The sequence below is a fragment of the Cognaticolwellia mytili genome (genome assembly GCF_002104475.1).
GTDB lineage: Bacteria > Pseudomonadota > Gammaproteobacteria > Enterobacterales > Alteromonadaceae > Cognaticolwellia > Cognaticolwellia mytili.
In genome coordinates, this window is sequence record NZ_NBOF01000007.1 from 136,256 (window position 1) to 161,218 (window position 24,963).

The window sequence follows — 24,963 nt, forward strand, 5'->3', positions numbered from 1 at the left end:
TATTGTTACTAACAATGAGTTAGAAAATGTATATTTTTAGTTCGCTTATTCGTAAAATAACTAGTGCTATTTTGCACTAGGCTTTGAGCGAGTCACACGCTTTTTTGCTTTTGATTTACGCTTAAAGGGCACTTTGGGTAGACCAGCAAAAGATTGCTGCTCTGATTGGGCGATCATGGCATGTAATGTTTCGGTAAGTGGAGTAATTAAATCATCGTAGCGGCTGGTTTTTTCACTGATATTGGTCAGCGTTGCTTCCCAATGAGCAGTCATATCTGGCAATGTCGCGGCAATAGGTAACGCATTAATCAGCGACTTACCGATCGCTGTTGCATGAATACTCTTACCTTTTCGCTCCAAATATCCACGCTTGAATAATAAGTCAATAATACCTGCTCGTGTTGCTTCAGTACCTAAACCATCAGTTTCACGTAGCATTTTTTTGATCGTACTATCACTAACATAACGAGCAATACCTGTCATTGCCGCTAGTACACTGGCGTCAGTAAAATGCTTTGGCGCTTGTGTCATACGGGAAATTAATTCGCCGTGACTACAATGCAGTTGTTCACCTTTCGTTAATTTAGGTAGCGATTGCTCGGTTAATTGTTGCTCTGCACTATGGTCAGAACCATCTGCTTTGCGTGTTTTACTTTTTGCTCGTTGAAACAACACTTTCCAGCCCTGCGCTATCGGGGTTTTCGCGTTCGCTAGAAATGTTCCACCAGCAATTAACACCTCTACTTTCGACTGGTTGTAAACATAGGCAGGATAAAACTGAGCTATATATTGTCGAACAATCAGAAAATAAATATTCTTCTCAAAGGGGTTTAAGGAAATATTAGCGGCTGATTTTTCAGTAGGTATTATCGCGTGATGAGCGCTCACTTTAGCGTTATTCCATGCTTTACTTTTCAACGCTGTATTAGCATTTTTGGCAAATTCTCCATAGCTTTCATTAGAACTAGCCAACATAGTAATAATACTTTTCGCCTGACTATGGTGTTCAGTAGGTAAATAACGACAATCAGAACGCGGGTAAGTAATTAATTTATGTTTTTCATACAATGACTGACAAACATCTAATACCAATTTCGCATTTAGCGAATAAATTTTCGCGGCATCAATTTGTAAGCTAGATAAACTATAAGGTAATGGCGCGGCTTGTTTCTTCTCTTGCTCACTAACCGAAGTCACTTCTGCACTTTTACTCGTTATTCTGCTAACAACATTCTCAGCCAGTGCACGGTTAAGCACTCGCCCTTCTTCATCCATATGCGGCTGACACGCTTCACTCGGTTGCCATTTAGCGATAAATTGCTGGTGATTAGCTGTTTTTAAGTGAGCATGAACGTCATAAAAGTCTTTTGCGACAAAGTTTTCGATTTCTTGCTGACGCCTAACCACTAAACCCAAAATGGGTGTTTGTACTCGGCCAACGGAAAGTACGCCATTAAAGCCCGCTTTTTGGCCTTGCAAAGTATAGGCGCGAGTTAAGTTTAAACCGTATAACCAATCAGCCCGAGAACGCGCTAGCGCAGAAATTGATAAAGGCATAAAATCTTGATTACTGCGTAAATTGGCTAAAGATTTTTTAACCGCAGGTAGATTGAGATCATTAATTAACAAACGTTTAACTTGTTGTTTTTTAGCCTTAGATACTTTTAAGAAATCAATTACTTCATCAACAAGCAATTGCCCTTCACGGTCAGGATCACCGGCATGAATAATTTCATCCGCTTGCTTAACCAGTTTTCGCAATACGGTTAGCTGCGAGCGGGTTTGCGTTTTAGGTTTTAACTGCCATTGCGTGGGTATAATTGGTAAATGCTGCATTTGCCATTTTTTATAATCAGCATCGTATTGCTCAGGGTCAGCTTGCTCTAACACATGGCCAATACACCAACTCACCACATCACCATTACTTAGCTCAATATAGCCTTTTTGGTTTTTCTGTGGTTTTGGTAATGCCGCGGCAATAGCTCGGCCTAAACTAGGTTTTTCAGCAATATATAGTTTCAAAGCAAATACGTTTTCTAGCGAGTTAAATGAGTGACTCGTTTAAGCTTAGCACCTAAAACTGTTTATTTATACAGTTAACCGATAAGCTAATCGCTAATCTAACACTTTATCTAAAGCAGCTAACCAACCTTGATAATGACGAGCGCGACTTTCAGCGCTCATTTGTGACGAGTATTTACTTTCAACTTGCCAATATTTAGCCGCCTGCTCAACATTTTCAAACAAGCCTTGCTGTAAGCTAGCAAGCAGTGCCGCGCCTAATGCCGTGGTTTCCGTTACTTTCGGTCGCTCAATTACTAAGTTTAAAATGTCGGCAAGAAACTGTAGCAGCCAATCATTCATCACCATGCCACCGTCAACACGTAATTGCGTGGTATCGATACCATCTTGCTGCAGCGCCCCTAGCAAATCACGGGTTTGATAGGCCACAGAAGCCAAAGCCGCTGTTACAATTTCGGTAATACCAGAATCCCGTGTTAGCCCAACAATGGCACCACGCGCATCAGGTTGCCAATGTGGCGCGCCTAAACCGGTAAATGCAGGCACAAGATAAACATGGTTTTCAGCCGTCATCGACTCGGCAATGGCTTGGCTTTGCTCAACATTATCAATCAGTTTTATACCATCGCGTATCCATTGCATGGTAGCGCCAGCCATAAAAATACTGCCTTCAAGCGCGTAAGTTATTTCTCCAGCTAAGCGATAAGCAATAGTAGTTAACATCTTATGTTGCGAGTATTGCGCTTGTTTACCTGTGTTAACCATCACGAAACAGCCCGTGCCGTAGGTACTTTTCATCATGCCTTTGTCAAAACAAGCCTGACCAACTAACGCCGCTTGTTGATCGCCAATCATTGCGCTAATCGCGATTGGCTGACCAAAGTGTTCAGTTGCGGTAACACCAAAGTCATCAGCACTGTTTTTTACTTCTGGCAACATGGTTTTAGGAATATTAAATATTGCTAGAAGCTCATCGTCCCAACAATTATCAATAATATTAAACAGCATAGTACGAGAGGCATTAGTGGCATCAGTAGCGAAGGTTTTTCCCTTGGTTAAATGCCACAGTAAAAAGGTATCCACTGTGCCGAAACATAGCTGTCCAGCTTCTGCTTTTTCACGAGCGCCATCGACATTATCTAACAACCATTCAACTTTGCTGGCTGAAAAGTAAGGATCAATCAGTAGCCCTGTTTTAGCTTTTACTTGCTCAACAATGTCAGAGTTTTTCTTTAGATTTTTACAACGTTCAGCGGTGCGTCTATCTTGCCAAACAATGGCATTGTAAATTGGTTCGCCCGTGGCTTTATCCCACACTAAGGTAGTTTCACGTTGATTAGTAATGCCAATTGCCAGAATGTCTTCAACCTGTAAAGCGCTTTTTTCTATCACTTTTTGACAGGTTGCAAGCGTAGTCTGCCAAATGGCTTCTGGCTGATGTTCAACCCAGCCATCGTCAGGAAATATTTGCTCAAATTCTTCTGAGGCACTGGCAATTAAGTCGCCAGCAGCATTAAAAATAATAGCGCGACTGCTGGTTGTGCCTTGGTCGATTGCTAGCAGGTAGGATGTTTTCATTACAAGTTTTCTCTTAATTCGCCAGCGCTAGAAAATGTTTATTGATTTTAACTAAGGCTTTTTTCATCGCTTGTGACAATAAAAACTCAACCAATTTATCAGGCAGCCATTTAGGCGCTTCACATACAATAGTATAGCGAACCAAAGTAGAGGAAGAGCTTTGTTCCTCAAGATAGATGTTACCTTGATGACCACGCAATGGTCGGTCACCAACAATGGCGTAGCGAATGTGATTATCGTTAGCGATCAATATTTGTTCAGAAAACTTAACACCGGCAACGTTTAAATTACGAATAGCGCCTTTGCCGCCAAAAACTTCACCTTCATCAGCAGTTTTTGCCATTGAAAATTTGGCATCAAAAAACTGCCCTGCATTTTGATGATCGAGTAATATTTTACTCACTTCACTTGGCACTGCGGCGATTGTTTGTACCACATCAACATTAACCATAATGTTCCTGCATTCGTATAAAGATAATTGCCAGTAACAGTAGCGGATTTAAGTACTTAGGGTCAAGATGCGTGTTTGACGTTGAGTAATCGAGAAATTAATTGCTAATTCTAGGTTAAGAGTTGCGAATCAACTTAAACATATTCAACGTACTTTAGTGTATTGATAATAAAGGTAATATTGCTAAGTCCCATGTTTAATATTACTAAAGCTTCTCTGTAATATTTAAAGATAGGAATTAATTTATTTTTTATAGTTCATAAAGCTTTGAATTTATGTGATATTAATAATTATTATATGAGACTAATGTTACTACGAAGTTTTCATAATAATCTATTAGCCGTATAAGGAGATTTGGCCTTGATTGAAAATATTATCGCTGGTGTTATAGCCGCATTAATTAGTGCCCCTATATTAGCGTTGTTTTTCTTTATACTAAAAGAGAAACTTTTTGGAATACCTGATATCACTGGTAAATGGTATTTTGAAATGACCACAGTAAACAGTGATTACAACCCATATAAAGGAATGATTCTTCGCTATATAGCCATTGTTTGGAGAGAAGGAAATAAACTCTCAGGTACTGTGGAGAAAGTATATGAAAATTCCTCTACCGGCGAGCGTGAGTATGTTGGAGATAAAAGATCTCGCGGTCATTTAGACGGTTATTATGAATTGAATTACTTATCAAAAGATAAAATATATATCCACATAAAGGAACAAGGAAATGGAAGAGAATCGACTAATTACTTTGAACTTATCAGAACTAACAGCAACTCTCTTAAAGGTGCCTTTAATTCTTTTGTAGCAAACCAAGATGGACTATCTAAGTGGCAAAGAGAGCTATTTTAAAATTAAGTTACTTTTTAGCGACTCTGCCAATACTCATTATCTCAAAGATAATTTATATGTTTAATTGGTGGGACTTTAAAAACGATGTAATAAAATGCTTGGAAGTAGCCTCTAAATATAATGATGTTAAACTTCCTAAAAAATTATTGCTTACATTAACGCTAGCTGAAGATCATCGTCATAATTTACATTTTGGAATAGATCAAATAGCCCTTTTCAGAGCAATATTAAAAACTTTGAATGGTTCAGTTCAAGGTGCTAGTACAATTGAGCAGCAATTTGTTCGTGTAGTTATTAGTAAATACCAGCGAACCGTAAAACGAAAGCTGTTTGAGCAACTACTTGCTGTATATGTATCTTCTTTGTTAAAAAAAGAATCTATCGCTACAGCTTACCTCTGTATTGCTTATTATGGTCAGGATTCTCAAGGAGTTTTAAGGTTAAAGAATACAACCGATATAGTATTTAATGAACTCAAATATCCTGATGCTATTTCAATTATTGCTCGATTGAAATATCCGGAACCTATTATAAAAAACAATCAGTGGTTAGAAAAATTTGATAATCGTAATAAACATCTAATCCAGAAAGTAAATAAGAAAAAAAGACAATTAACTATTTTCATTCCTCAACATTTTAGCCATCAGTTTTTTGCCAATTATTAGAGCGCTATATTACCTTCATATAGCGCTTTTATTCCAAATCACTCAACCAAAGTTAACGGGGCAAAAACACCCGCATCTTTATAACCCAAGTTTTTATCACCATTTTTAGGCTCTATAGCCACTGAACCGATAAAGTGTTCTCGACTAGCACTACCGTCGTTATCGCAATAGGCAAGCATAAAACCAAGTTCTTTATTGTTGGTTAATGTCACTGGTTTAGCGTCATTAAATTTTTTAGTTCCCGCTTTAGTGGTTACGTAATCAAAGCTGTCATCGTAAACATCTAATGCCACTTCCCAAATAAGTTTATGAGGTTCTGTGGCTTGGCGCTTCCATGCACTTTTAAGGTGGTCATTGAGCAACATAAAATCAGGCTGGCCATCTTTAGTTTTATAACCAATATCAACCGCTTGGTTGTCGAGTGCCACATGGTAGGCAAAGGCATTGAAGTTAAATTGGTGTTCGCCACCTGATCTGTCTTCATCAATAAAAATTTCTAAGCAATCGTCATCCCAATAGGCATTTAATGGGTCAGGGTGATTATCAAAAAGTACATCGTCCTGAATTTCCGCTAAAAGGTAAATTTTGTTTTTATCCCACATCACTTTAAAGCGCCCTGAAAAGTCTTCAGCACTGGGCATATCCCCTAAAATATGGTGATTAAGTGGTTGCCATGTTGCGGTTTTCCATAATGAGTCCATTACGCCATCAATAGCAGGCGCCACATGGGTTTGCTTAGCTTCAAGTGCTTGGCTTGTTGTTGCGAATATTGACAAACCACTGAGTAATAACGCTTTAGTTAAACGACTAACTTTGTTTGTTTTCATACTAAAATCCTGAATTTCACCTGCATCATTAATGCTATGTGCTACTTGTAATAAACTTTATCGCGGCATGTTCAACTTGCGTCACTATCACATTAATACTTTGCTCAATGCTAATAATATTAACATCTAGCTCTTCACCTTTTTCTTGTGATAGTTTCGGGTGTTCAAGCGTTTGAAACTGGCTATGTAACAAGTTCACAGGAAAAAAGTGCTCTGAACGTTTTTGCATACGCTCAGCAATTAAACTTTCACTGCCCTCTAAGAAGAAAAAGTGCGGTTTAAAGCCTAACACTCTTAGCATATCGCGATGCACTTTCTTCAAGCCTGAGTGCGCTAAAACAACAGATGTTTCTTGCCTAGCTTTAATGGTTAAAAAACGCTGTAGATGCTGCATCCATTGTGACCTAAGTTCATCGGTGAGCGCTTCACCAGCTGCCATTTTTTCTTTTGCGTTATCGCTATGAAAATCGTCGGCGTCAACAAAGCTATAACCGATTTTGTCTGCCAGCTGCTCAGCAAGTGTTGATTTACCACTGCCACTGACGCCCATAATAATAAATAAATTTGCCATATTACTACTCTAGAAAGTCCATAATTTAAACGGTGAAATTAATTAACCTGAGGTAAAGTCACCACTAATGAGTAGTGTTTTCCTGACTGAATATTTTCAACTTTGTTCTCCATAACATGCACGCCATCAACAAGAGTGACTTGCTGTTCAGTTTTTTCATCACGGCTTATTTTTACGGTAAAATCAGCACTTAAAAACTTGCGTTTTACTGTCATTTTTTGCCAATGAGAAGGCATTTTAGGCGTAATAATCAAACAACCAGCTTCGCCCTTTAAACCACACAATTCTTCAATAATACAACGATAGACCCAAGCTACCGTACCGGTATTAAACAACTGACTTGAGCGCCCTGCCATTTCAGGAAATTGCTGATAGGCACCACGATAATAATTAGGAATAAAACCTGGTAGTTGTCGACGAACTAAAACATCTTTTTCACTGCTTAGCATTTGTTGAAGAATTTCTAACGCTTTGTCTGTTTGGCCAATTTGAAACAAGCTGTAAGCATAGAAAGCACTGGCATGATTATAGACTGAGCCATTTTCTGCCGTACCGGGATATTTTTGCGTTAAACGACCAACATCCTCACGCATTTTTGTGTAACTTGGCGCCAGCATCATTGGGCCAAAAGGCGTCGATAGTTGCTGATCAATTTCATGTAACAAGTTATCAGTTTTTATTTGGTCGGCGGCACCACTTAACATTGCCCAACTTTGTGGGTTAAGGAAAATTCGCCCTTCTACATCGTCAGCAATACCAAAACAATTATTATCATCAGTAATGCCTCTAGCGTACCAGCTGCCATCCCATAAATGTTTGTTGACGGCGTCATTCAACGCCTGTGCGGCATATTGATATTCAGCTAATTTTTCATCTTGAGGTAAACCATAGTTTTCTTTAATGCTACACCACTGCTTTAATGCATAAGCCGTAGCTAGTGATAGCCAACTGGATACACCCTTACCTTTATGGCCAACCATATTGAGTGGATCACACCAGTCACCCTGTTCAATAAAACTTAAACCTCGCTCGTCAGTGGCATTAAGCAGATAATCAAGCGCAAGCTCAACATGCTCAGCGACAGTACGAAATGTTGTGTTATCATTAAAGGCAATTTTTTCTCGCAAAATACTAACGTCATTAGTTTCATCTAAATATACCTTTAAACAAAGCGGCAGCCATACACAGTGGTCGCTGTGGGGAATTAAATTGATATATTTAATTTCTGCATCAGGGTGTAAAAGAATACCGTCAGGCAAACAGCCATCAAACTTTTGCTGAGATAACGTAGTTAGCAAAGCCTGCTTAGTTTTCTCTGGCGCAATAAAACATATGCCCATCGCATCTTGTAAATAATTTCGCGTTTGTGGGTCAGTGGTCAGTCTATTGCTATCACCATGATAAAACACTTGCCGAGGCAGCCAGTGATTAACAAACTGATCAAATGCTTTATCTTCACTTTCAAGACTAAAACTTTGCTGTGACTGCTGAATATAATCTTGATAATGTCCCTGACTTACTTCAAATGCTTGTTCGCTGTCAAAATAGCGTTGTCTAATATCCCCGACTTCTTGCTCACTTTTACAGGCACCAAACACAAACTTAAATTGCTGATTTTCTTGTGCTGATAATTCAACGTCGTATTGCATTACAGCAATAGGGGTTTCGTAACAGGCTTCGTCGCGCGTTAGCTTTTTCGCCTTGATGCCAACAGGAAATTGTATCGACCCTTCACCTTCGAATAATTGCTGGCTGGTTGTCCAACTGTCAGGCTTACGCTCAGCAAGTAAAAAGGTATCATCTTTTAATTGCTGATATTTATCGTAATCTTCAAGCTTTTGATAAGGCGTAACACTGCTAGCAATAATGGCATTACTGTCAGGATAATATGTGGCCGATTGATTCATCCAAGATTTATAGCCAATCGAAAAGCACGGATAAATACTGATATTTTTAACATCATTAGTGAGGTTTTTAATCTCTAATTGCCATAACTCATGGCAACCTTCTACCGGTAAAGACAAGGTTAAAATAAATTCAATGGCAAGGTGTTCGATACGCCAAACAATGTCAGCTAGCCCAACAGAAAAGGTAAACTTATCTAGCGGCTTACGCATAGGCTCGTAAGGTATTGAAAATACTTCGTCAGTATCATGACATTTCACATAAAAAAATCGACCGGGATGATGAGCAAAGTAACCTTGTTCAGGTTGCATAAAAGTTTTTGCTTCCATATTCGGTGCCCCCGAATATTTACTAGGCTCAGGCTGCATAAATTGACTAACGGCATAGCCTCGACAATTCATGTGCACCATCATGGTTTTATTCCATAAAAAACCACTGGCAAATTTCATCGCTACAGGGTCAAAACAATTTATTCTTTTAGTAACAACATCATGCTGATAAGGCAGCACCGGTGTCACTATTTCTTGCTTACTGTTCATCATTTAATTTGACTCCCCGAATGACGTTCGTTGCTTTAAGTCTTCTTGTAGCTTGATTACTTCGGTATCTGATAAGGAATAAAAACGAATAATTAACACTGAAATGACAGCAAAAAAGCCTGGGATTAAGGTCATTAACAAAACAATGCCATGGGATGATTCAAGCGATTGCACCTGATTTGCCACGTAGCCTAATGACGCCAATAGCCAGCCCATCATCGCTCCAGCAAAAGCACCGCCAAGTTTTTGAGCAAAAGCTGCGGCAGAAAAAATCATTGCAGTTGCCCTGCGGCCATTTTTCCATTGAGAATAGTCAGCAGTATCCGCATACATAGAAAAAACCAGTGGGGATTTGGGTCCCAAACAAAAGCCAATCATTATTTGCAAAGCAAACATCAAATTTATCTGGCTTTTATCCACAAAATAAAATGCACTGGAAAGCACGGCAACAATAATCATCAGGATCGTTAGCAAGGTTCGTTTATCAAAAAACTTGGTCATTAATGGCGTACACGCAGCGCCTACCGCCAGAGCTATCATGTAAACAAATGAGAAGCTACCAATAAGGTCTTCTCGGCCAACATAGTATTTAAAATAAAAGGTGCCAGAGCTTGCTCTGAGCGTAATTGTCATCATCACGATTAGCGCCAAGCTGAATAAAATCAGCCAAGGTTTGTTATTGAGTAAATCTTTGAGATCGGTGCGAATAGGTGTTGGTTTCGTTTGCGGTGGCGCAATACGTTCGCGGGTATTGTAAAAACTAATCGCAAACAAAATTGCCGCAATAATACCGTACAGTCCCATGGTTAATTGCCAACCAAACGCCTGATCACCTTGGCCTAATTGATTCACCAACGTTGGCGTGAAGTAAGCCACTAAGCTACCACCTGAAAATGCACCAATAAAACGAAAGCTAGTCAGTGTTGTTCGTTCTTGGCTTACGCCCGTCATCACGCCAAGTAGCGCACCGTATGGGACGTTGATAAAAGTGTACGCAAGCATCATAAAAATATAGGTGGCATAAGCCCAAATTAGCTTACCGTCACTGTCTAAATCAGGCACGGTAAACACTAATACGCCAGCTGCCACTAACGGGATTATCCCCCAAAGTAGATACGGTCTAAATTTGCCAAAACGTGTCTGTGTACGATCGGCTAATGCGCCCATAATCGGATCTGAAAAAGCATCAATTAAACGTGTAACTAACATCATGGTGCCAACAGCAGCTGGATGTAGACCAAAAACATCGGTATAGAAAATGAATAGAAATACGTCAAAAACTCGCCAATAAAAATTGGACGCTACATCACCACAGGCATATGATATTTTTTCTTTTAATTTAATGACTTGCATTGCTACATTCCTGATAACTAATAAATAATAGCTAACTATTTTCTAGGTGAATCTCGGCCACATGGGTATCAATGCGACAAGAGAACTGACTATGCTTTTTAGTTTAGTCACATAATAGGAAAAAATGAAAGCGCTTTCATTTTAAATTTTAAGTTACACTTGAAATCACCTTGATTTGGCAAAGTAAAGCTTATGAATTGTACATTTCAGTTACAATGAATGAAGATTTAATACAATAATAATCAACAAGATAAATAATAAAGTTCATTTTATAAACAAAAAAATATTGACGTTAATATTTTTTTCATCTAACTTTATGTAAGCGCTTACAAAGGCAAGTTAACTATCAGTAGCCTTTTTAAAAAAACCCATAATGTAAGCGCTTACAAAATTACTTATGAATAACTAGGTTGAATGTGATTAAATGTCTCGAGGGGAGATGCAAGTGAATAACAAAACATATAAAAAGTCACGCATAGCAACAAGCTTATCGCTAATATTAGGCGTTAGCACTGTTGCACCAATATATGCTGAAGAAGCGAGTAACGCAGAAAAAGAAATTGAAGTCATTCAAGTAACAGGAATGCGTTCAAGTATCAAAGAGTCGACAAGACTAAAACGTGATGCTAGTGGTGTTGTTGATGCAATATCAGCAGAAGATATTGGTAAATTTCCTGATACTAACCTCGCAGAATCACTACAACGTATTACGGGTGTGTCAATTGACCGTTCTAACGGCGAAGGCAGTAAAGTTACCGTACGTGGTTTTGGTCCAGACTACAATATGATCACACTAAATGGCCGTACTATGCCGGGTGCGTCATTAGGTGATAACAGTACGCGTGCCTTTGACTTTGCTAACCTTTCCTCAGATGCTATAAAGTCAGTTTCAGTTTATAAAACTGGCCGAGCGGATACTGCAACGGGTGGCATCGGCGCAACCATTGATATTGTGACGGGTAAGCCATTAGATAACCCTGGCATGCAAGCAAGCTTTGGTGCCAAAGCAATGCATGACTCAACGAATCGTGTGGGTAGTGATGTTACGCCTGAGCTTTCTGGGTTACTCAGCTGGACTGATGAAGATGAGCGCTTTGGTGCTTCTATCTCAGCTAATTTTCAACGCCGCGATAGTTCAGCCGCTGGCGCCTTTGTAAATCAATGGCGTACTAATGTATATGACGATATTTCAAGCATTCCACAGCAACAAGACGGAACCCCTGCGGTGCTAACTAATGCGCCTGCTGCGGGGCAATTATTCTCTTTACCTTCTGATTTACGCTATTTTGTTCAAGACAATGAACGTGAACGTACCAATGCCCAAGTAACTTTACAGTATCATCCTGTTGACAGCTTAACAGCAACACTTGATTACACTTATTCAAAGCAAGATATTCACGCTAACCGTGCAGAACAATCTATTTGGATGGATACTTACAAATCAGCATTAACTTTTGATGATAATACCGTTAAAACGCCAATTGGTTATAGCGAAGAACGCCGAGACCAAGCGCCTCGAGATCTTGGCTTAGCTCAACAAGAGCTTAATCAAATCAATGAAAATAAATCTATTGGCTTAAATTTAGAATACGAAGTGAATGATCAATTCACTATGATATTTGATGGTCATAGCTCTTCTGCCGATAGCCGCCCTGGAGCTCAATACGGTAGTTGGGTAAATGCCGGCTTAGGTGCCAATGTTTCATCAGCTCAAGGTGTAAACTTCAACAATGGTTTGCCTGAATTACTAATGACTTTTGACGATTGCGCGGCAAGCAGAGGCTTAAACTGTAATAACCAATTAGACAATGCTGACATTGGTACCTCTATTTTAGATAAAACTCGTGCTTCACAAAAAACCGAAATTGATCAAATTCGTTTAAGTGGTCTTTATGAGTTTGATGAAGGCAGTATCGAGTTTGGTATCGAGTCTCGCTCGATGGAAAGCCACGCTTTACAATCAAATACTCGTCATACTATGGGTAACTGGGGTGTTGAAAATCCAGGTGAGTTGCCTGATGATTTCTTAACACCAGTGAATATTCCAAGCTTGATTGATGATTACAGCAGTGCTGGTGCATATTCTAGCGGTGTTACCGGAAGTGCTTCACGCATTGGTGCATGGGCTGGTGATAACTATGGTTTTGATTTTTTATCACATGACCCATACAACACTAATCGTAAAATTGAAGAAGATGTTACCGCAGTGTTTTTTCAATTTGAACTTGCTGGTGAACTTAGCGGTATGCCGTATAACTTGAGCGCAGGTTTACGTTACGCCAGTACTGATGTAACGTCTACTGACAACATTGCACTACCGACGGCTGTTGTTTGGGAAGGTAACAACGATTTTAATGTTAGGAATGGCGGTAGCATGGAAAACTTTTCAGGGTCTGCAAGCTATGATCACCTGCTCCCTAGCTTCGACTTTGATATCGAAGTAGTCGATGATGTTAAGGCTCGTTTTTCTTACAGTAAAACTATTGCCCGCCCACGTTATGACCAACTGAGTGCAGCTCCTGGTGGTGTTGGTGGTCCAAGTAACCCAACCATTTTATCTGGTGCCCAGCTAGGTACTGCCTCAAGTGGTGACCCAGGCTTAGTGCCGCTTGAGTCAGATAACATAGATATTTCTGCCGAATGGTATTTTGAAGATACGAGTTATGTTTCAATTGGTTTTTACGATAAACGCGTCAGTAACTTTACCGGCCGCCAACCAGTCACTGAAAATGTTTACGGATTACGTGATGCTACTGCCGGCCCTCGCGCTTTAGCAGCGCAAGCTGCATTAGAAGCTCGTGGCCTACAAGTAACAGATACCAACCTATTCTCTATGGTTGCTGCGATGGAAAATGGCGTTGATTTTGATTCAATGACCGCAGAAGAATTTGAGCAAACTTATGATATTATGCCAAACTCTGATGATCCATTAATGGACTTTACCGTATCAAAATATGTTAATAATAAAGAAGCTAACATTTATGGTATGGAATTCGCTATTCAACATTTCTTTGGTGATAGTGGCTTCGGCATTCAAGCAAACTACACTACAGTTAATGGCGATATCGGCTTTGATAACAATGGTGACCCAACCGTTACACAGTTTGCCTTGGTAGGCTTAAGTGATACTGCTAACCTTGTGGCTATGTATGAAAAAGGTGGCTTTCAAGCACGTATTGCCTACAACTGGCGCGATAAGTTCTTAAATACCCAAGCACAGTATATTAATGAACCGGGTTACACTGAGTCTTATTCTCAAATCGACTTTAACGTTGCTTATGAAATAAATGACGAGTTATCAGTATTCTTTGAAGGGATTAACATTACAGAAGAGTCTTCTCGAACTCATGGCCGAACGCAAGCCCAACTTTGGCGCTTGGAAGATTTAGGTGCACGCTATGCAATTGGTGCTCGCTATACTTTCTAACCTAAAGTAAAAATGAAAAAGCCGCATGATTGCGGCTTTTTATTTTTAATGACAGTATTAAATGCGTGATTAGCGGTTATAAAAATAGCATCAAAGACATATTTACTGGCATTAGTATTCACACTAGGTAATAACGATGGATAAGCCCATTAAAAAAATAGTCATTGTTGGTGGCGGGAGTGCCGGTTGGTTAACCGCTGGAGTTCTTGCGGCAGAGCACAAAGTTGCTCAGCAGCAATCACTTGAAATCACACTGGTTGAATCGCCTAATGTCAAAACCATCGGTGTAGGTGAAGGCACTTGGCCGTCAATGCGCAACACGTTAGACAAAATAGGCATTACTGAACTCGAATTTATTCAACAATGTGATGCTTCATTTAAGCAAGGCTCAAAGTTTATCAATTGGCAAACAGGGAAAGATGGTGAGTTTTACTATCATCCCTTTATGACGCCTGAAGGCTATAGCCAAATCGATTTACAAAAGCACTGGCAAGCAACACATTCCCAACAAGCCTTTGCCGACACCATTAATGCTCAATATCACACCTGTGAAATGGGCTTAGCGCCAAAACAAATTGCTACACCACCTTATGCCGCAGTTACTAACTATGGCTATCATCTCAATGCAGGAAAGTTTGCCACCCTTTTACAAAAGCATTGCACCAAAAAGTTAGCTGTTAAACACCTAGTTGCCCATATAGAAAGGATAGTTTCTTCTCCATCAGGCGATATTGAGAAGTTGGCCACACAAGATGGCCAAACGATTGAAGGTGATTTATTTATCGACTGTTCTGGTAGCGTGGGCTTATTGATTAATAAACATTTTAATATCCCACTCATCAAGCAAGACAATATACTGTTTAATGATTGTGCATTAGCGACACAAGTCCCCTATTTTCAGCAAAACAATATCGCTTCTGCAACATTATCTACTGCGCAAACTAGTGGTTGGATTTGGGATATTGGCTTACCTTCTCGTCGAGGCGTTGGTCACACATACTCTAGCGCTCATATTAGTGATGCAGAGGCAGAGCAGCAGCTTCGCCAATATATCGCCAGCTCAATAGGTGATGAAGAGAGTGAAAAGCTTAGCGTACGAAAACTGGCATTTATGCCTGGCTATCGAGAAAAGTTCTGGCATAAGAACTGTGTTGCCGTTGGTATGTCAGCTGGCTTTATTGAACCACTAGAAGCTTCGGCACTAGCAATGATTGAGCTATCAATCACCATGATCAGCGAACAATTACCGCAAACCCGCCAGCAAATGGATATTACCGCTAAACGCTTCAACAGTCGTTTTAGTTACCGCTGGCAGCGTGTGATCGAATTCCTTAAATTGCATTATGTGCTTAGCCAAAGGCGGGATAGTGATTATTGGCGTGATAATCAACAGACAGTAAGTATTCCCGATCGACTCGCTGAATTAATAGAATTGTGGAAATATCAGCCCCCTAGTCGTTATGACTTTATTGAAAATGAAGAAGTGTTTCCATCAGCAAGTTACCAATATGTACTGTACGGCATGGGCTACCATACTCAGTCACATCAGCATCAAACCTTATTTGAAAATAACAAAATAGCAGAACAACTGTTTGCAAAAGTACAATTACAAAAACAACAATTTCAACAAGGTCTACCAACGAACCGCGCATTAATAAACCATTACTGCCAACAACAATAGTAAGAGATAAAGCATGAGTGATACTGCAATAAAACATGTTGTCATTACCGGTGGAGGTACCGCAGGTTGGATGACAGCCGCCGCCTTTTCAAAGCTACTTGGCAATAACATTAAAGTCACCTTAGTTGAATCTGACGAGATTGGTACCGTAGGTGTGGGAGAAGCAACCATACCACCGATCAAAAACTTTCATAAATTGCTCGGTATTAATGAACAAGAAGTCATGAAAGCAACACATGCAACCTTTAAGCTAGGCATTAGTTTTGAAAACTGGGGGCAAGTGGACGATGAATATATTCATTCATTTGGCGTTACGGGTAAAGAGTGCTGGGCAGGTGAGTTTCACCACTTTTGGCTCGATGGAAAAATGCGTGGCCATAAAGATGAATTTGGTGAATATTGTTATGAATTACAAGCTGCTAAGCAGAATAAATTCGCACTTAGCAAAGATATGCCGATTAATTATGCCTATCACTTAGATGCGACACTTTATGCACAATACTTGCGTAAATTTAGCGAGAAGTTAGGCACAGAGCGTGTTGAAGGGAAAATTTCTCAAGTCGATAAATGCCCAGCAACAGGTAATATTAGCGCAATCACTTTAGCTTCAGGTAAAACCATATCAGCTGACTTATTTATTGATTGCACGGGGTTTAGAGGCCTTTTAATAGAGCAAGCATTGCATACCGGTTATGACGATTGGTCACACTGGTTGCCTTGTGACAGCGCTATTGCCGTACAAACGAAGTCAGTGTCAAAACCTAAACCTTATACTCGTTCTATCGCTCACAAAGCGGGCTGGCAGTGGCAAATTCCACTGCAACATAGGGTCGGTAACGGTTTAGTTTTTTGCAGTAAATATCTGTCTGATGATGATGCGAGAACCTTATTACTTGATAATATTGACGGTGAAACGATCACTGAACCTAGGGTAATAAAATTCAAAACCGGACGCCGCAGAAAAGGCTGGCATAAAAACTGTGTTGCTATTGGTTTGTCTAGCGGCTTTATTGAGCCATTGGAATCAACCAGTATTCACCTGATCATGACCGCGATTGTACGTTTGCTACGCTTATTTCCATACAACGGCGTTACAGAATCAGGCGTTAAGGAATACAATAGTAAATTAGATTCAGAATTAAATGCTGTACGCGACTTTATTGTATTGCACTATAAGGTTAACCAACGCCAAGACAGTGAATTTTGGCAACACTGCCAGCAAATGGAAATACCAGAATCACTTGCGCATAAAATAGCTCTATTTAAAGAAACAGGACGTGTATTTCTAGATGACGGTGATATTTTCCGCGTTGATTCTTGGACACAAGTGATGTTTGGCCAAGGTTTAATACCTACGCAGTATCACCAAATAGCCAATGTTATGAGCGATGATGAACTTCATAAGTTTTTAGCAAGTATGAAATTAGCCATTACTCAAGCTGTTGAGAAATTGCCTGAACATGATGACTTCATTAAGCATTACTGCCCTTCAAACTGATTTTTAGCGCAGATTTAAGACACAAAAAGCAACCCGATGGTTGCTTTTTTAATGATAAAAATTATTACATTGCTTGAGAGTTTTTTGATGGAAACTCAATACGTTCACCAAATTTATTTAATATCTCTACTCGCCCGTTACAGACTGCGATAATAGACTTACCTTCTTTGTAACTTTCTGGAATAACTACACGACCATTATTAAGCAGTGGGAAAACCTCAACACTATGCTGCAGTTCAAGTGACTGTTCGCCATAGTAAATAATAGTTACCTCTCTAGCGCTTGAGTCTGCTGGTACAGAAGTCAACATGGCTATTCCCTGTATAGTTAAGCATAAATAATAGCGCTATTTTAACTAAACCAGAAAAGCAAACTGTTGTAAAAATAAACAGATACTGCAACAAATTGTAATCGGGTTACAGATAATATTAGCTGAAACCCGATACACACTAACCTTAATTTTTCGCAACTATTGACAACTTATAGTCGCGGTTTCAGCGGAGTTAGGCTCAATAATAATATCAGCAAAACTCAAACTCACCACCCCAGTAGTACTTATCTGAAATGGACTAGTTACCTGTGAAAAGTCTACGCCAGCATCTTCAAAACATTGCAAATCAATGGAGATGTTTTCCCAGCTATCTAACGTCATAGAATGCAGCACTTTTGTCAGATTTACTGAGCCTGGGCATTGCTGCTCACAAGCCATAGACAACAAAATTTGCTCATTACTCACAGAATTGACTTTCATCGATAATGTTAATGTCGCATTAGCTTCTTTATATGCGCGTAAATCTTCAGGAAAGTTGCTCGTTAACACCACGCTAGCCTGTTTACTACCGTCAAAAGATACTGATCTAGCATCTTCTTGCACCGTTTTATCTAATGTCTGTAATGTAACCGCGCCGAGCGACTGCACGCTAGAAGTGATGTCAGCACTTTCATCCCCTGACTTTAATTGCATTTTCCATGGCATTTTTGCTGCACCAACAAACAAGGCTAAATTTGGTAATTGATCATGAGAAACTTGTGATGTTTCATCAAAATCATTGCTTACCATCACCCTATCTTGATAACTCAAACCATAACCAAATTTAAATAGCGGCTGATAATTCACATCATAATGATTAGTTGCCGTTTGATCAGCCGTTGCTGGCCAAGAAAAAGATAAGCGACCTAAAAAGTCATGGTTCACTTCATTTTCACTATTTTTAAGCAATACTTCTGCAATACCATGACCTTCTGTACCTGGTAACCATGCTGCGACAAAAGCATCAGAAGCATTCAGCTCAGCATTTACCCACATAGGTCGACCACTAATAAATACGGCTACAACGGGTATGCCTTGTTGCTTAAGACGCTTCAAAAGCGCTAAGTCTTTCTTATTGCCACGTTGAAACTCTAAATTATCTCGGTCGCCATGACCTTCGGCATAAGGTTCTTCGCCAAAGACGACAATTGCAACGTCAGGCTTTTTAACGAAACTACCATCAACGCTCAGTGTCGCATTTCCGCCAGTTAAAGATATTTGTTGATTAATACCGTCAAAAATAGACTGAGCACCAGGAAAATCAGAATTTTTATTACCTGTACCTTGCCATGTAACCGACCAACCACCTGATTGTTTGCCAATATTATTTGCCGCATCACCAGCAACCAAAATATGACTCTTTGGCGAGATAGGTAAAATATTGTGATTGTTTTTCAATAAAACCAGTGATTCTCGCACGGCTTGACGAGCAACATCACGATGACTTTTTTGGCCAATCAATTCCGTTTTACCTGATAACTTACGAGTTGCGGGACTTGGTTTTTCAAATAAGCCCGCACGTAATTTCACTCGTAAAATTCGACTTACTGCATCATCAATTCGGCTTTGCGCAATTTCACCGGACTTAACTTGCGCAATAGTATTTTCATAAAGCAGCTTCCATGCATCGGTTGGTACCATAAAAATATCAAGGCCAGCATTGACTGACTGTGGGCAGCTTTCATTAGTACAGCCTTTAACTTGCCCGTGACCATTCCAATCTCCAACCACAAAACCATCAAAGCCCATGCGATCTTTTAGAATGTCAGTAAGTAAATATTTATTACCATGATTTTTCTTGCCATGCCAGCTGTTAAATGACGCCATAACTGACTGTGCGCCAGCATTTAAGCCGCCAATATAACCTTGAGCATGAAGTTCAAATAGTTGCTTTTCGGTTGAAATATTATCTCCTTGGTCATCGCCAGCAACTGTGCCACCGTCACCTAGAAAATGTTTTACGGTACTGATAACACGGTCGTTAGATAAAAAGTCTTTATCTGGTGAACCTTGTAAACCTTTAACCACTGCACTGGCATAATTTCTCACTATAGCGGGGTCTTCTGAATAACCTTCATATGTTCTTCCCCAGCGGTCATCTTGCACTACAGCAACGGTTGGAGCGAAAACCCAATCTATCCCGGTCACCATAACCTCTGCCGCGGTGATAGCAGCAATTTTTTCTATTAAGTCAGGATTATTAGCTGCACCTAAACCAATATTATGAGGAAATAGCGTCGCGCCAATAACATTGTTATGACCATGAACCGCATCGGTACCCCACATAGTTGGAATAGCTGAACCATCAATACTGCTATCAATAGACGCTTGGTACATATCTTCTGCAAGTTTTATCCAGTCTTGTGGTGTTGCCTGTTTGTTATTGTTAGGAAACGACCCGCCACCATTTAAGTATGAGCCAAAGCCATACTTTCGCATGTCTTCAACGGTGATATCTCTTATTTCAGGCTGGATCATTTGCGCAACTTTTTGCGCTAAGGTCATTTCAGCAACTAAGTTCTTAACCTTGAACTCAAGTGCTTCATCATAGGGTAATGCTTGCGGCAATTTCGGCCAAAACTCTGCAACTTCATCAACAGCTTGAATGTTATTTTTTTCAAGTTTTTTTTCATTATCAGCACACCCCAGCGCACCCGCTAAAATCAAGCTCATAGTAAGCTTCACCACTACACTTTGAAACTTGTTATTTTTAAATGCTTTACTATTAACAGCATGTTTTTTATTAATTTTCATCGTCATTACTTTCCCGAAATAAATGATAGAAATTTTATTTTTGTATATTGATTTTGTGACCAGTAACGCCGTAATAAGCTATATAGAGATAGCAGAACATCGGCAGAATAAATGCGGTATGAACACCAATTTCATCAGCTAGAAACCCTTGCGCTAAAGGCACTATGGCGCCGCCAACAATTGCCAAACACAAAATGCCAGAACCTTGACTAGTCAACCTTCCCAAACTACTTAAGCTTAAACTGAAGATTGTTGGAAACATAATTGAGTTGCATAAACCAATTAACAAAATAGCTACCATGGCAATATCACCATTACTGCAAATAACAATTGCCAATAAGAAAACCGCAACAAATGCATTAAAGGCTAGTACCTTACCGGCCGCTATTTTTTGCATAACAATTGCGCCAGCAAAACGGCCAACCAGTGCGCCGCCCCAGTAATACGCAATATACTTAGCTCCCTCAGATTCTACTAAGCCAGCAATATTCTCTAGCGACAAGAAGCTTACTAAAAAGCTGCCAATTGCCACTTCAGCACCAACATAAACAAAAATAGCTAATGCCCCTAAAGACAAATGTCGATGTTGCCAAGCGCTGCCTTTTACTTTTTCTTCGGTTGCATCAGCAAGGTCTACTTGTTCAACTGCTGGTAGTTTCAACCATGAAAATATTGCCGCTAACAGCAACAAAAGCGCAGCTAATAATAAATAAGGTAATTGTACTGATTGCGCAGACTCTGCCGCCGACATAGCACTAGCAGCTTGATCTAAAATTAAATAGGCGCCAAAGAAAGGGGCAACCGTTGTGCCTAGCGAATTAAATGCTTGTGTCATAGTTAAACGAGAAGAGGCAGTTTCTGTTGGGCCAAGCGTACTTACGTAAGGATTGGCAGAAACTTGCAAAATAGTAATACCACTTGCCAAAGTGAATAAAGCAGCTAAAAATACCGGATAGCTATGGGATGTGGCCGCAGGGTAAAACATTGCACAACCTATAGCGGCGACAACAAGTCCAATCACAATACCTTTTTGAAAACCATGCTTTGAGACAATTTTGCTAGCAGGAATTGACACGAGAAAATACGCACCAAAAAAGCAAAATTGGATTAACATCGCTTGACCATAAGATAAGTTAAACACCGCCTTTAAATGCGGGATCAATATGTCGTTCAGGCAGGTTATAAAGCCCCAAAGAAAAAATAGCGTCGTTAATGATGTCAACGCAAAACGGTAATCTTTATCTTTTTCATCACTACCATTATTTAGTGTTGTCGATGGTGTTGATTGATTTACCATCATGCCCCCTTAGCTGATACCTGCTGATTTTGGTCATAGCTTTAAATAAGAATGATTAAATAAAAACCAGTTGACCTTTTAGTTATTAGCCACTAACATTTCAAATGTAAGCGCTTTCATTTGAATTTCATTCTTACAGAAGCCTAAAATTTTTTCAAGTGAAATGTAAGCGCTTACAGAAAAGAGTTGCTCGTTAAGAAAATGATTTAGCGACGCTAATTATCAATGTGTTGATTTTACTAAAAGAAGACAATGTAAAAATGATGAACTTATCTCTCCCCGTAAATTCGCCAATGCTCAGTAAAAATTTTACCTACGGCGTAGCAACAGCTGCTTTTCAAATTGAAGGCGGTGTCGCTGACAGACTGCCTTGTATTTGGGATACTTTTTGTGCAACGCCCGGCAAAGTTGTTGATAATTCAAATGGTGATGTTGCCTGTGATCATTACAATCGCTGGCAAGATGATATCGAGCTTATTACTTCACTAGGTGTTGACGCCTACCGTTTGTCATTGTCATGGCCAAGAATTATTAAAAAAGATGGTAGCGTAAACCAAACGGGTATTAACTATTACATTGCCATTTTAGACCGACTAAAAGCGAAAGGCATTAAAGCCTATGTCACACTTTATCATTGGGATTTACCACAGCACATAGAAGATGAAGGTGGCTGGCTTAATCGTAATACTGCTTATAAATTTCAAGATTATGTGAAAAAAACAGTCGTAGCATTCGGTGACAGAGTGCACTCTTACGCAACACTAAATGAACCTTTTTGTAGCGCTTACCTTGGTTATGAAGCCGGTATTCATGCACCAGGTCACGCCGATATCAACTATGGTAAAAAAGCCGCACACCATTTATTGCTAGCACATGGTTTAGCGATAGAAACACTAAAAAAACACAGTCCTAATACACAAAATGGCATAGTGCTAAATTTTACGCCAGCTTACCCAGAAACAGACTCAATTAAAGACAAAATTGCGGCTGAATACGCCGATGACTATTTTAACCAGTGGTACATAAAACCAATCATGGATGGTACATATCCAGCCATTAATCAACAATTACCTAAGCAACAGCAACCTGATATTTTACTCGGTGATATGGAAATCATTTCGCAAGAGCTCGACTTTTTAGGTATAAATTTTTACACCCGAGCAGTATATCGACATAACTTAGACAATAGATTTGAAGAAGTACAACTACCTAATGTTGCGCGTACCGATATTGGTTGGGAAATCTACCCACAAGCATTTACCGAGTTACTGATATCATTAAACACTCGCTATACCCTGCCGCCAATTTACATAACAGAAAATGGTGCGGCGATGGATGATCACTGCATAAACGGTGAGGTTAACGACCAAGGACGAGTCGATTATTACAATCAACACCTTAATGCGGTCGCCAGTGCAATTTCTCAGGGTGTTGATGTGCGAGGATACTTTGCTTGGAGTTTAATGGATAATTTTGAGTGGGCTGAAGGTTATTTAAAACGCTTTGGTATTGTGCATGTTGATTATAAAACCCAAATTCGAACTATTAAAGCCAGTGGTTTAGCCTTTCGTAATTTGATAGCCTCAAGAGCAGACTAATAATAAGAATAAAATATGACTAAACTCCCATTTTCTGAAAAAGTTGGTTATGCCGTTGGAGATGCCGCTGCAAATTTAGTGTGGCGTGGTGCTCTTGCGTACTTAGCTGTTTTCTATACCGATACTTTTGGCATAACCGCAGCAGCAACGGCGATGCTATTTTTAGTTGTGCGTTTATCGGATGGTGTCACCGATATTATTATGGGTATGGTTGCTGATAGAACACAAACCCGATGGGGGAAGTTTCGTCCGTGGATTTTGTTCTCTGCCCCGGTTTTAGGTTTGTTTATGGTGCTTTGTTTTAGCACCCCAGACTTTAGCGAAAACGGCAAACTTGCTTACGCATATTTTACTTATATTGGGCTAACGTTAGCCTACACCATCAACAATGTTCCTTATTCTGCATTAATGGGAGTGATGACCACTTCTGATACAGAAAGAACCAGCTTATCTGGCTTTCGCTTTGCTGGAGCATTTGCTGGTGGCTTATTAGTTATGGGATTTTTACCAAAATTAGTTGCATATTTTGGTCAAGGTAATGATGCTGTCGGTTATCAAACTACTATGTATTTGTTTGCTGCCATTTTGGTATTTTTGTTGATAATTACATTCACCAGCACAAAAGAAAGAATTACTACGCCACAGCAAAAATCTTTAGGGTTATCTCAAGAACTCAAAGACTTAACGAAAAACTTACCTTTAATTATTTTGCCATTATTAGCCATGAGCTTGTTTTTCTATTATCGCAATATGATCAGCGGGACATTTTTCGTTTTAGTAATGGCAACAATGTGGTTCATTATCAAACGTTTTATCAAAACACCAACTGAGAAATTATCAAGTACTCAGCTTGATATGGTTGACTTACTCACTAATAAACCTTGGTTAATACTGTTAGCACTTGGTTTTCTCACTATGATGTTCAACGGCATTAAATACGGCGTTATCGCGTATTATTTCAAATACTATATTGGCGACGAATTGATGACCGGACAATATTTTGTGGCGTTATTGCTCGTGTCTATTTTAGGTGCGCTTTGCACTAATTACCTTGCTAAGCGCTGGGGTAAACCCCAACTATTAATTATCGCCTTGCTGACCAGTACATTATTTACCATTCCTTTCTTTTGGTTAGCAAGCGATCAAATAACTGCCATCTTCATTTTAGGCTGCTGTGCAGAATTTTTTGCCGCTATGATTCCAACGCTATATTTCACTATGTTGGGTGACTGTGCTGATTACTCTGAATGGAAAAATAAACGCAGAGCTACAGGGTTAATTTATTCAGCAGGAACCTTTGTACAAAAGACTGGTGGTGGCTTTGCCGGAGCCTTAGTATTATTGGTCTTAGCTGGCTATGGCTACGATGGCATGGACTCGAGCACCATATCAGCATCACTACAGGGGATGAAATTATTAATGAGCTGGATACCCGCAGCTTTTGCTGTACTCAGCGCGTTATTAATATTGTTCTACCCACTGAGTAGTGAAAGAAATAGCCAAATCGGTGAAGAGCTTGAATTACGCCGGAAAAATCGAGTAAACAATTGATCATTAACGGGTCTAGCGATTTAAAGTGCAACTATATATGATATTATTCAAAGCTTAGTTTTGACACTGAGTCTGAGAAACGAA

The 24,963-nt window shown here is 39.7% G+C and carries 17 protein-coding genes; 7 read left to right on the forward strand and 10 right to left on the reverse strand.

The features are described 5' to 3' along the window. Nucleotides 1–66: 66 nt before the first annotated feature. The 3 genes from B7C41_RS19085 to B7C41_RS19095 all read right to left on the reverse strand — a co-directional run bounded on the left by B7C41_RS19085 (nucleotide 67) and on the right by B7C41_RS19095 (nucleotide 4,051). Entirely contained in the window at nucleotides 67–2,022 is a 1,956-nt protein-coding gene (locus B7C41_RS19085; protein ID WP_085300568.1) for a DNA topoisomerase III, read from the reverse strand. A 93-nt stretch (nucleotides 2,023–2,115) separates the two neighbouring features. Continuing rightward, nucleotides 2,116–3,600, reverse strand: a complete 1,485-nt coding sequence (gene glpK, locus B7C41_RS19090; RefSeq protein ID WP_085300569.1) for a glycerol kinase GlpK — start codon at nucleotides 3,598–3,600, stop codon at nucleotides 2,116–2,118. A 13-nt stretch (nucleotides 3,601–3,613) separates the two neighbouring features. Beyond that, nucleotides 3,614–4,051: an SRPBCC family protein gene (locus tag B7C41_RS19095; protein WP_085300570.1), complete on the reverse strand. Its 438-nt coding sequence runs from the start codon at nucleotides 4,049–4,051 to the stop codon at nucleotides 3,614–3,616. Between the two features lie 360 nt (nucleotides 4,052–4,411). Between B7C41_RS19095 and B7C41_RS19100 the strand changes: the two genes are divergently transcribed. Together B7C41_RS19100 and B7C41_RS19105 are read left to right on the forward strand one after the other, a co-directional pair. Further along, complete coding sequence (locus tag B7C41_RS19100) at nucleotides 4,412–4,903, forward strand: hypothetical protein (RefSeq protein WP_211279555.1); 492 nt, start codon at nucleotides 4,412–4,414, stop codon at nucleotides 4,901–4,903. After that, a complete protein-coding gene (locus B7C41_RS19105) occupies nucleotides 4,882–5,568 on the forward strand; it encodes a transglycosylase domain-containing protein (protein WP_143764487.1) in 687 nt (228 codons plus the stop codon). Before B7C41_RS19100 ends, B7C41_RS19105 begins: the two co-directional genes overlap by 22 nt. Nucleotides 5,569–5,606: 38 nt before the next feature. Here the strand turns inward: B7C41_RS19105 and B7C41_RS19110 are convergent, their stop codons facing one another. The 4 genes from B7C41_RS19110 to B7C41_RS19125 are packed head-to-tail and all read right to left on the reverse strand — an operon-like array spanning nucleotide 5,607 to nucleotide 10,763. After that, nucleotides 5,607–6,395 carry a sugar-binding protein gene (locus B7C41_RS19110; protein ID WP_085300573.1) on the reverse strand — a complete coding sequence of 263 codons (789 nt, stop codon included), beginning with the start codon at nucleotides 6,393–6,395 and terminating at the stop codon, nucleotides 5,607–5,609. Between the two features lie 34 nt (nucleotides 6,396–6,429). Next, the gene (locus B7C41_RS19115; RefSeq protein WP_085300574.1) at nucleotides 6,430–6,966 is read right to left on the reverse strand and encodes a gluconokinase; all 537 of its coding nucleotides are present in this window, start codon (nucleotides 6,964–6,966) and stop codon (nucleotides 6,430–6,432) included. Nucleotides 6,967–7,004: 38 nt separating this feature from the next. Then, on the reverse strand, nucleotides 7,005–9,413 hold the full coding sequence (locus B7C41_RS19120) for a GH36-type glycosyl hydrolase domain-containing protein (RefSeq protein ID WP_143764489.1): 2,409 nt from the start codon (nucleotides 9,411–9,413) through the stop codon (nucleotides 7,005–7,007). Then, entirely contained in the window at nucleotides 9,414–10,763 is a 1,350-nt protein-coding gene (locus B7C41_RS19125) for an MFS transporter (RefSeq protein ID WP_085300575.1), read from the reverse strand. 439 nt (nucleotides 10,764–11,202) lie between these two features. Between B7C41_RS19125 and B7C41_RS19130 the strand changes: the two genes are divergently transcribed. The 3 genes from B7C41_RS19130 (at nucleotide 11,203) to B7C41_RS19140 (ending at nucleotide 17,369) form a co-directional block, all read left to right on the forward strand. After that, the gene (locus B7C41_RS19130) at nucleotides 11,203–14,190 is read left to right on the forward strand and encodes a TonB-dependent receptor (RefSeq protein ID WP_085300576.1); all 2,988 of its coding nucleotides are present in this window, start codon (nucleotides 11,203–11,205) and stop codon (nucleotides 14,188–14,190) included. 136 nt (nucleotides 14,191–14,326) lie between these two features. Continuing rightward, complete coding sequence (locus B7C41_RS19135; RefSeq protein WP_085300577.1) at nucleotides 14,327–15,871, forward strand: tryptophan halogenase family protein; 1,545 nt, start codon at nucleotides 14,327–14,329, stop codon at nucleotides 15,869–15,871. Between the two features lie 13 nt (nucleotides 15,872–15,884). Continuing rightward, nucleotides 15,885–17,369, forward strand: a complete 1,485-nt coding sequence (locus B7C41_RS19140) for a tryptophan halogenase family protein (RefSeq protein ID WP_085300578.1) — start codon at nucleotides 15,885–15,887, stop codon at nucleotides 17,367–17,369. Between the two features lie 64 nt (nucleotides 17,370–17,433). Here B7C41_RS19140 and B7C41_RS19145 read toward each other — a convergent pair whose 3' ends face one another. The 3 genes from B7C41_RS19145 to B7C41_RS19155 form a co-directional block, all read right to left on the reverse strand. Further along, entirely contained in the window at nucleotides 17,434–17,679 is a 246-nt protein-coding gene (locus B7C41_RS19145) for a TIGR02922 family protein (RefSeq protein WP_085300579.1), read from the reverse strand. 159 nt (nucleotides 17,680–17,838) lie between these two features. Continuing rightward, the gene (locus B7C41_RS19150) at nucleotides 17,839–20,352 is read right to left on the reverse strand and encodes a glycoside hydrolase family 3 protein (RefSeq protein WP_085300608.1); all 2,514 of its coding nucleotides are present in this window, start codon (nucleotides 20,350–20,352) and stop codon (nucleotides 17,839–17,841) included. 115 nt (nucleotides 20,353–20,467) lie between these two features. Beyond that, nucleotides 20,468–21,730, reverse strand: a complete 1,263-nt coding sequence (locus B7C41_RS19155; RefSeq protein WP_085300580.1) for a sugar MFS transporter — start codon at nucleotides 21,728–21,730, stop codon at nucleotides 20,468–20,470. 260 nt (nucleotides 21,731–21,990) lie between these two features. On the opposite strand from B7C41_RS19155, the gene B7C41_RS19160 reads away from it, so the two are divergent. After that, complete coding sequence (locus tag B7C41_RS19160; protein WP_211279556.1) at nucleotides 21,991–23,328, forward strand: GH1 family beta-glucosidase; 1,338 nt, start codon at nucleotides 21,991–21,993, stop codon at nucleotides 23,326–23,328. 15 nt (nucleotides 23,329–23,343) lie between these two features. Then, nucleotides 23,344–24,879 (forward strand): MFS transporter, encoded by a 1,536-nt coding sequence (locus tag B7C41_RS19165; protein ID WP_085300581.1) that lies wholly within the window; start codon nucleotides 23,344–23,346, stop codon nucleotides 24,877–24,879. Nucleotides 24,880–24,963: the final 84 nt, after the last annotated feature.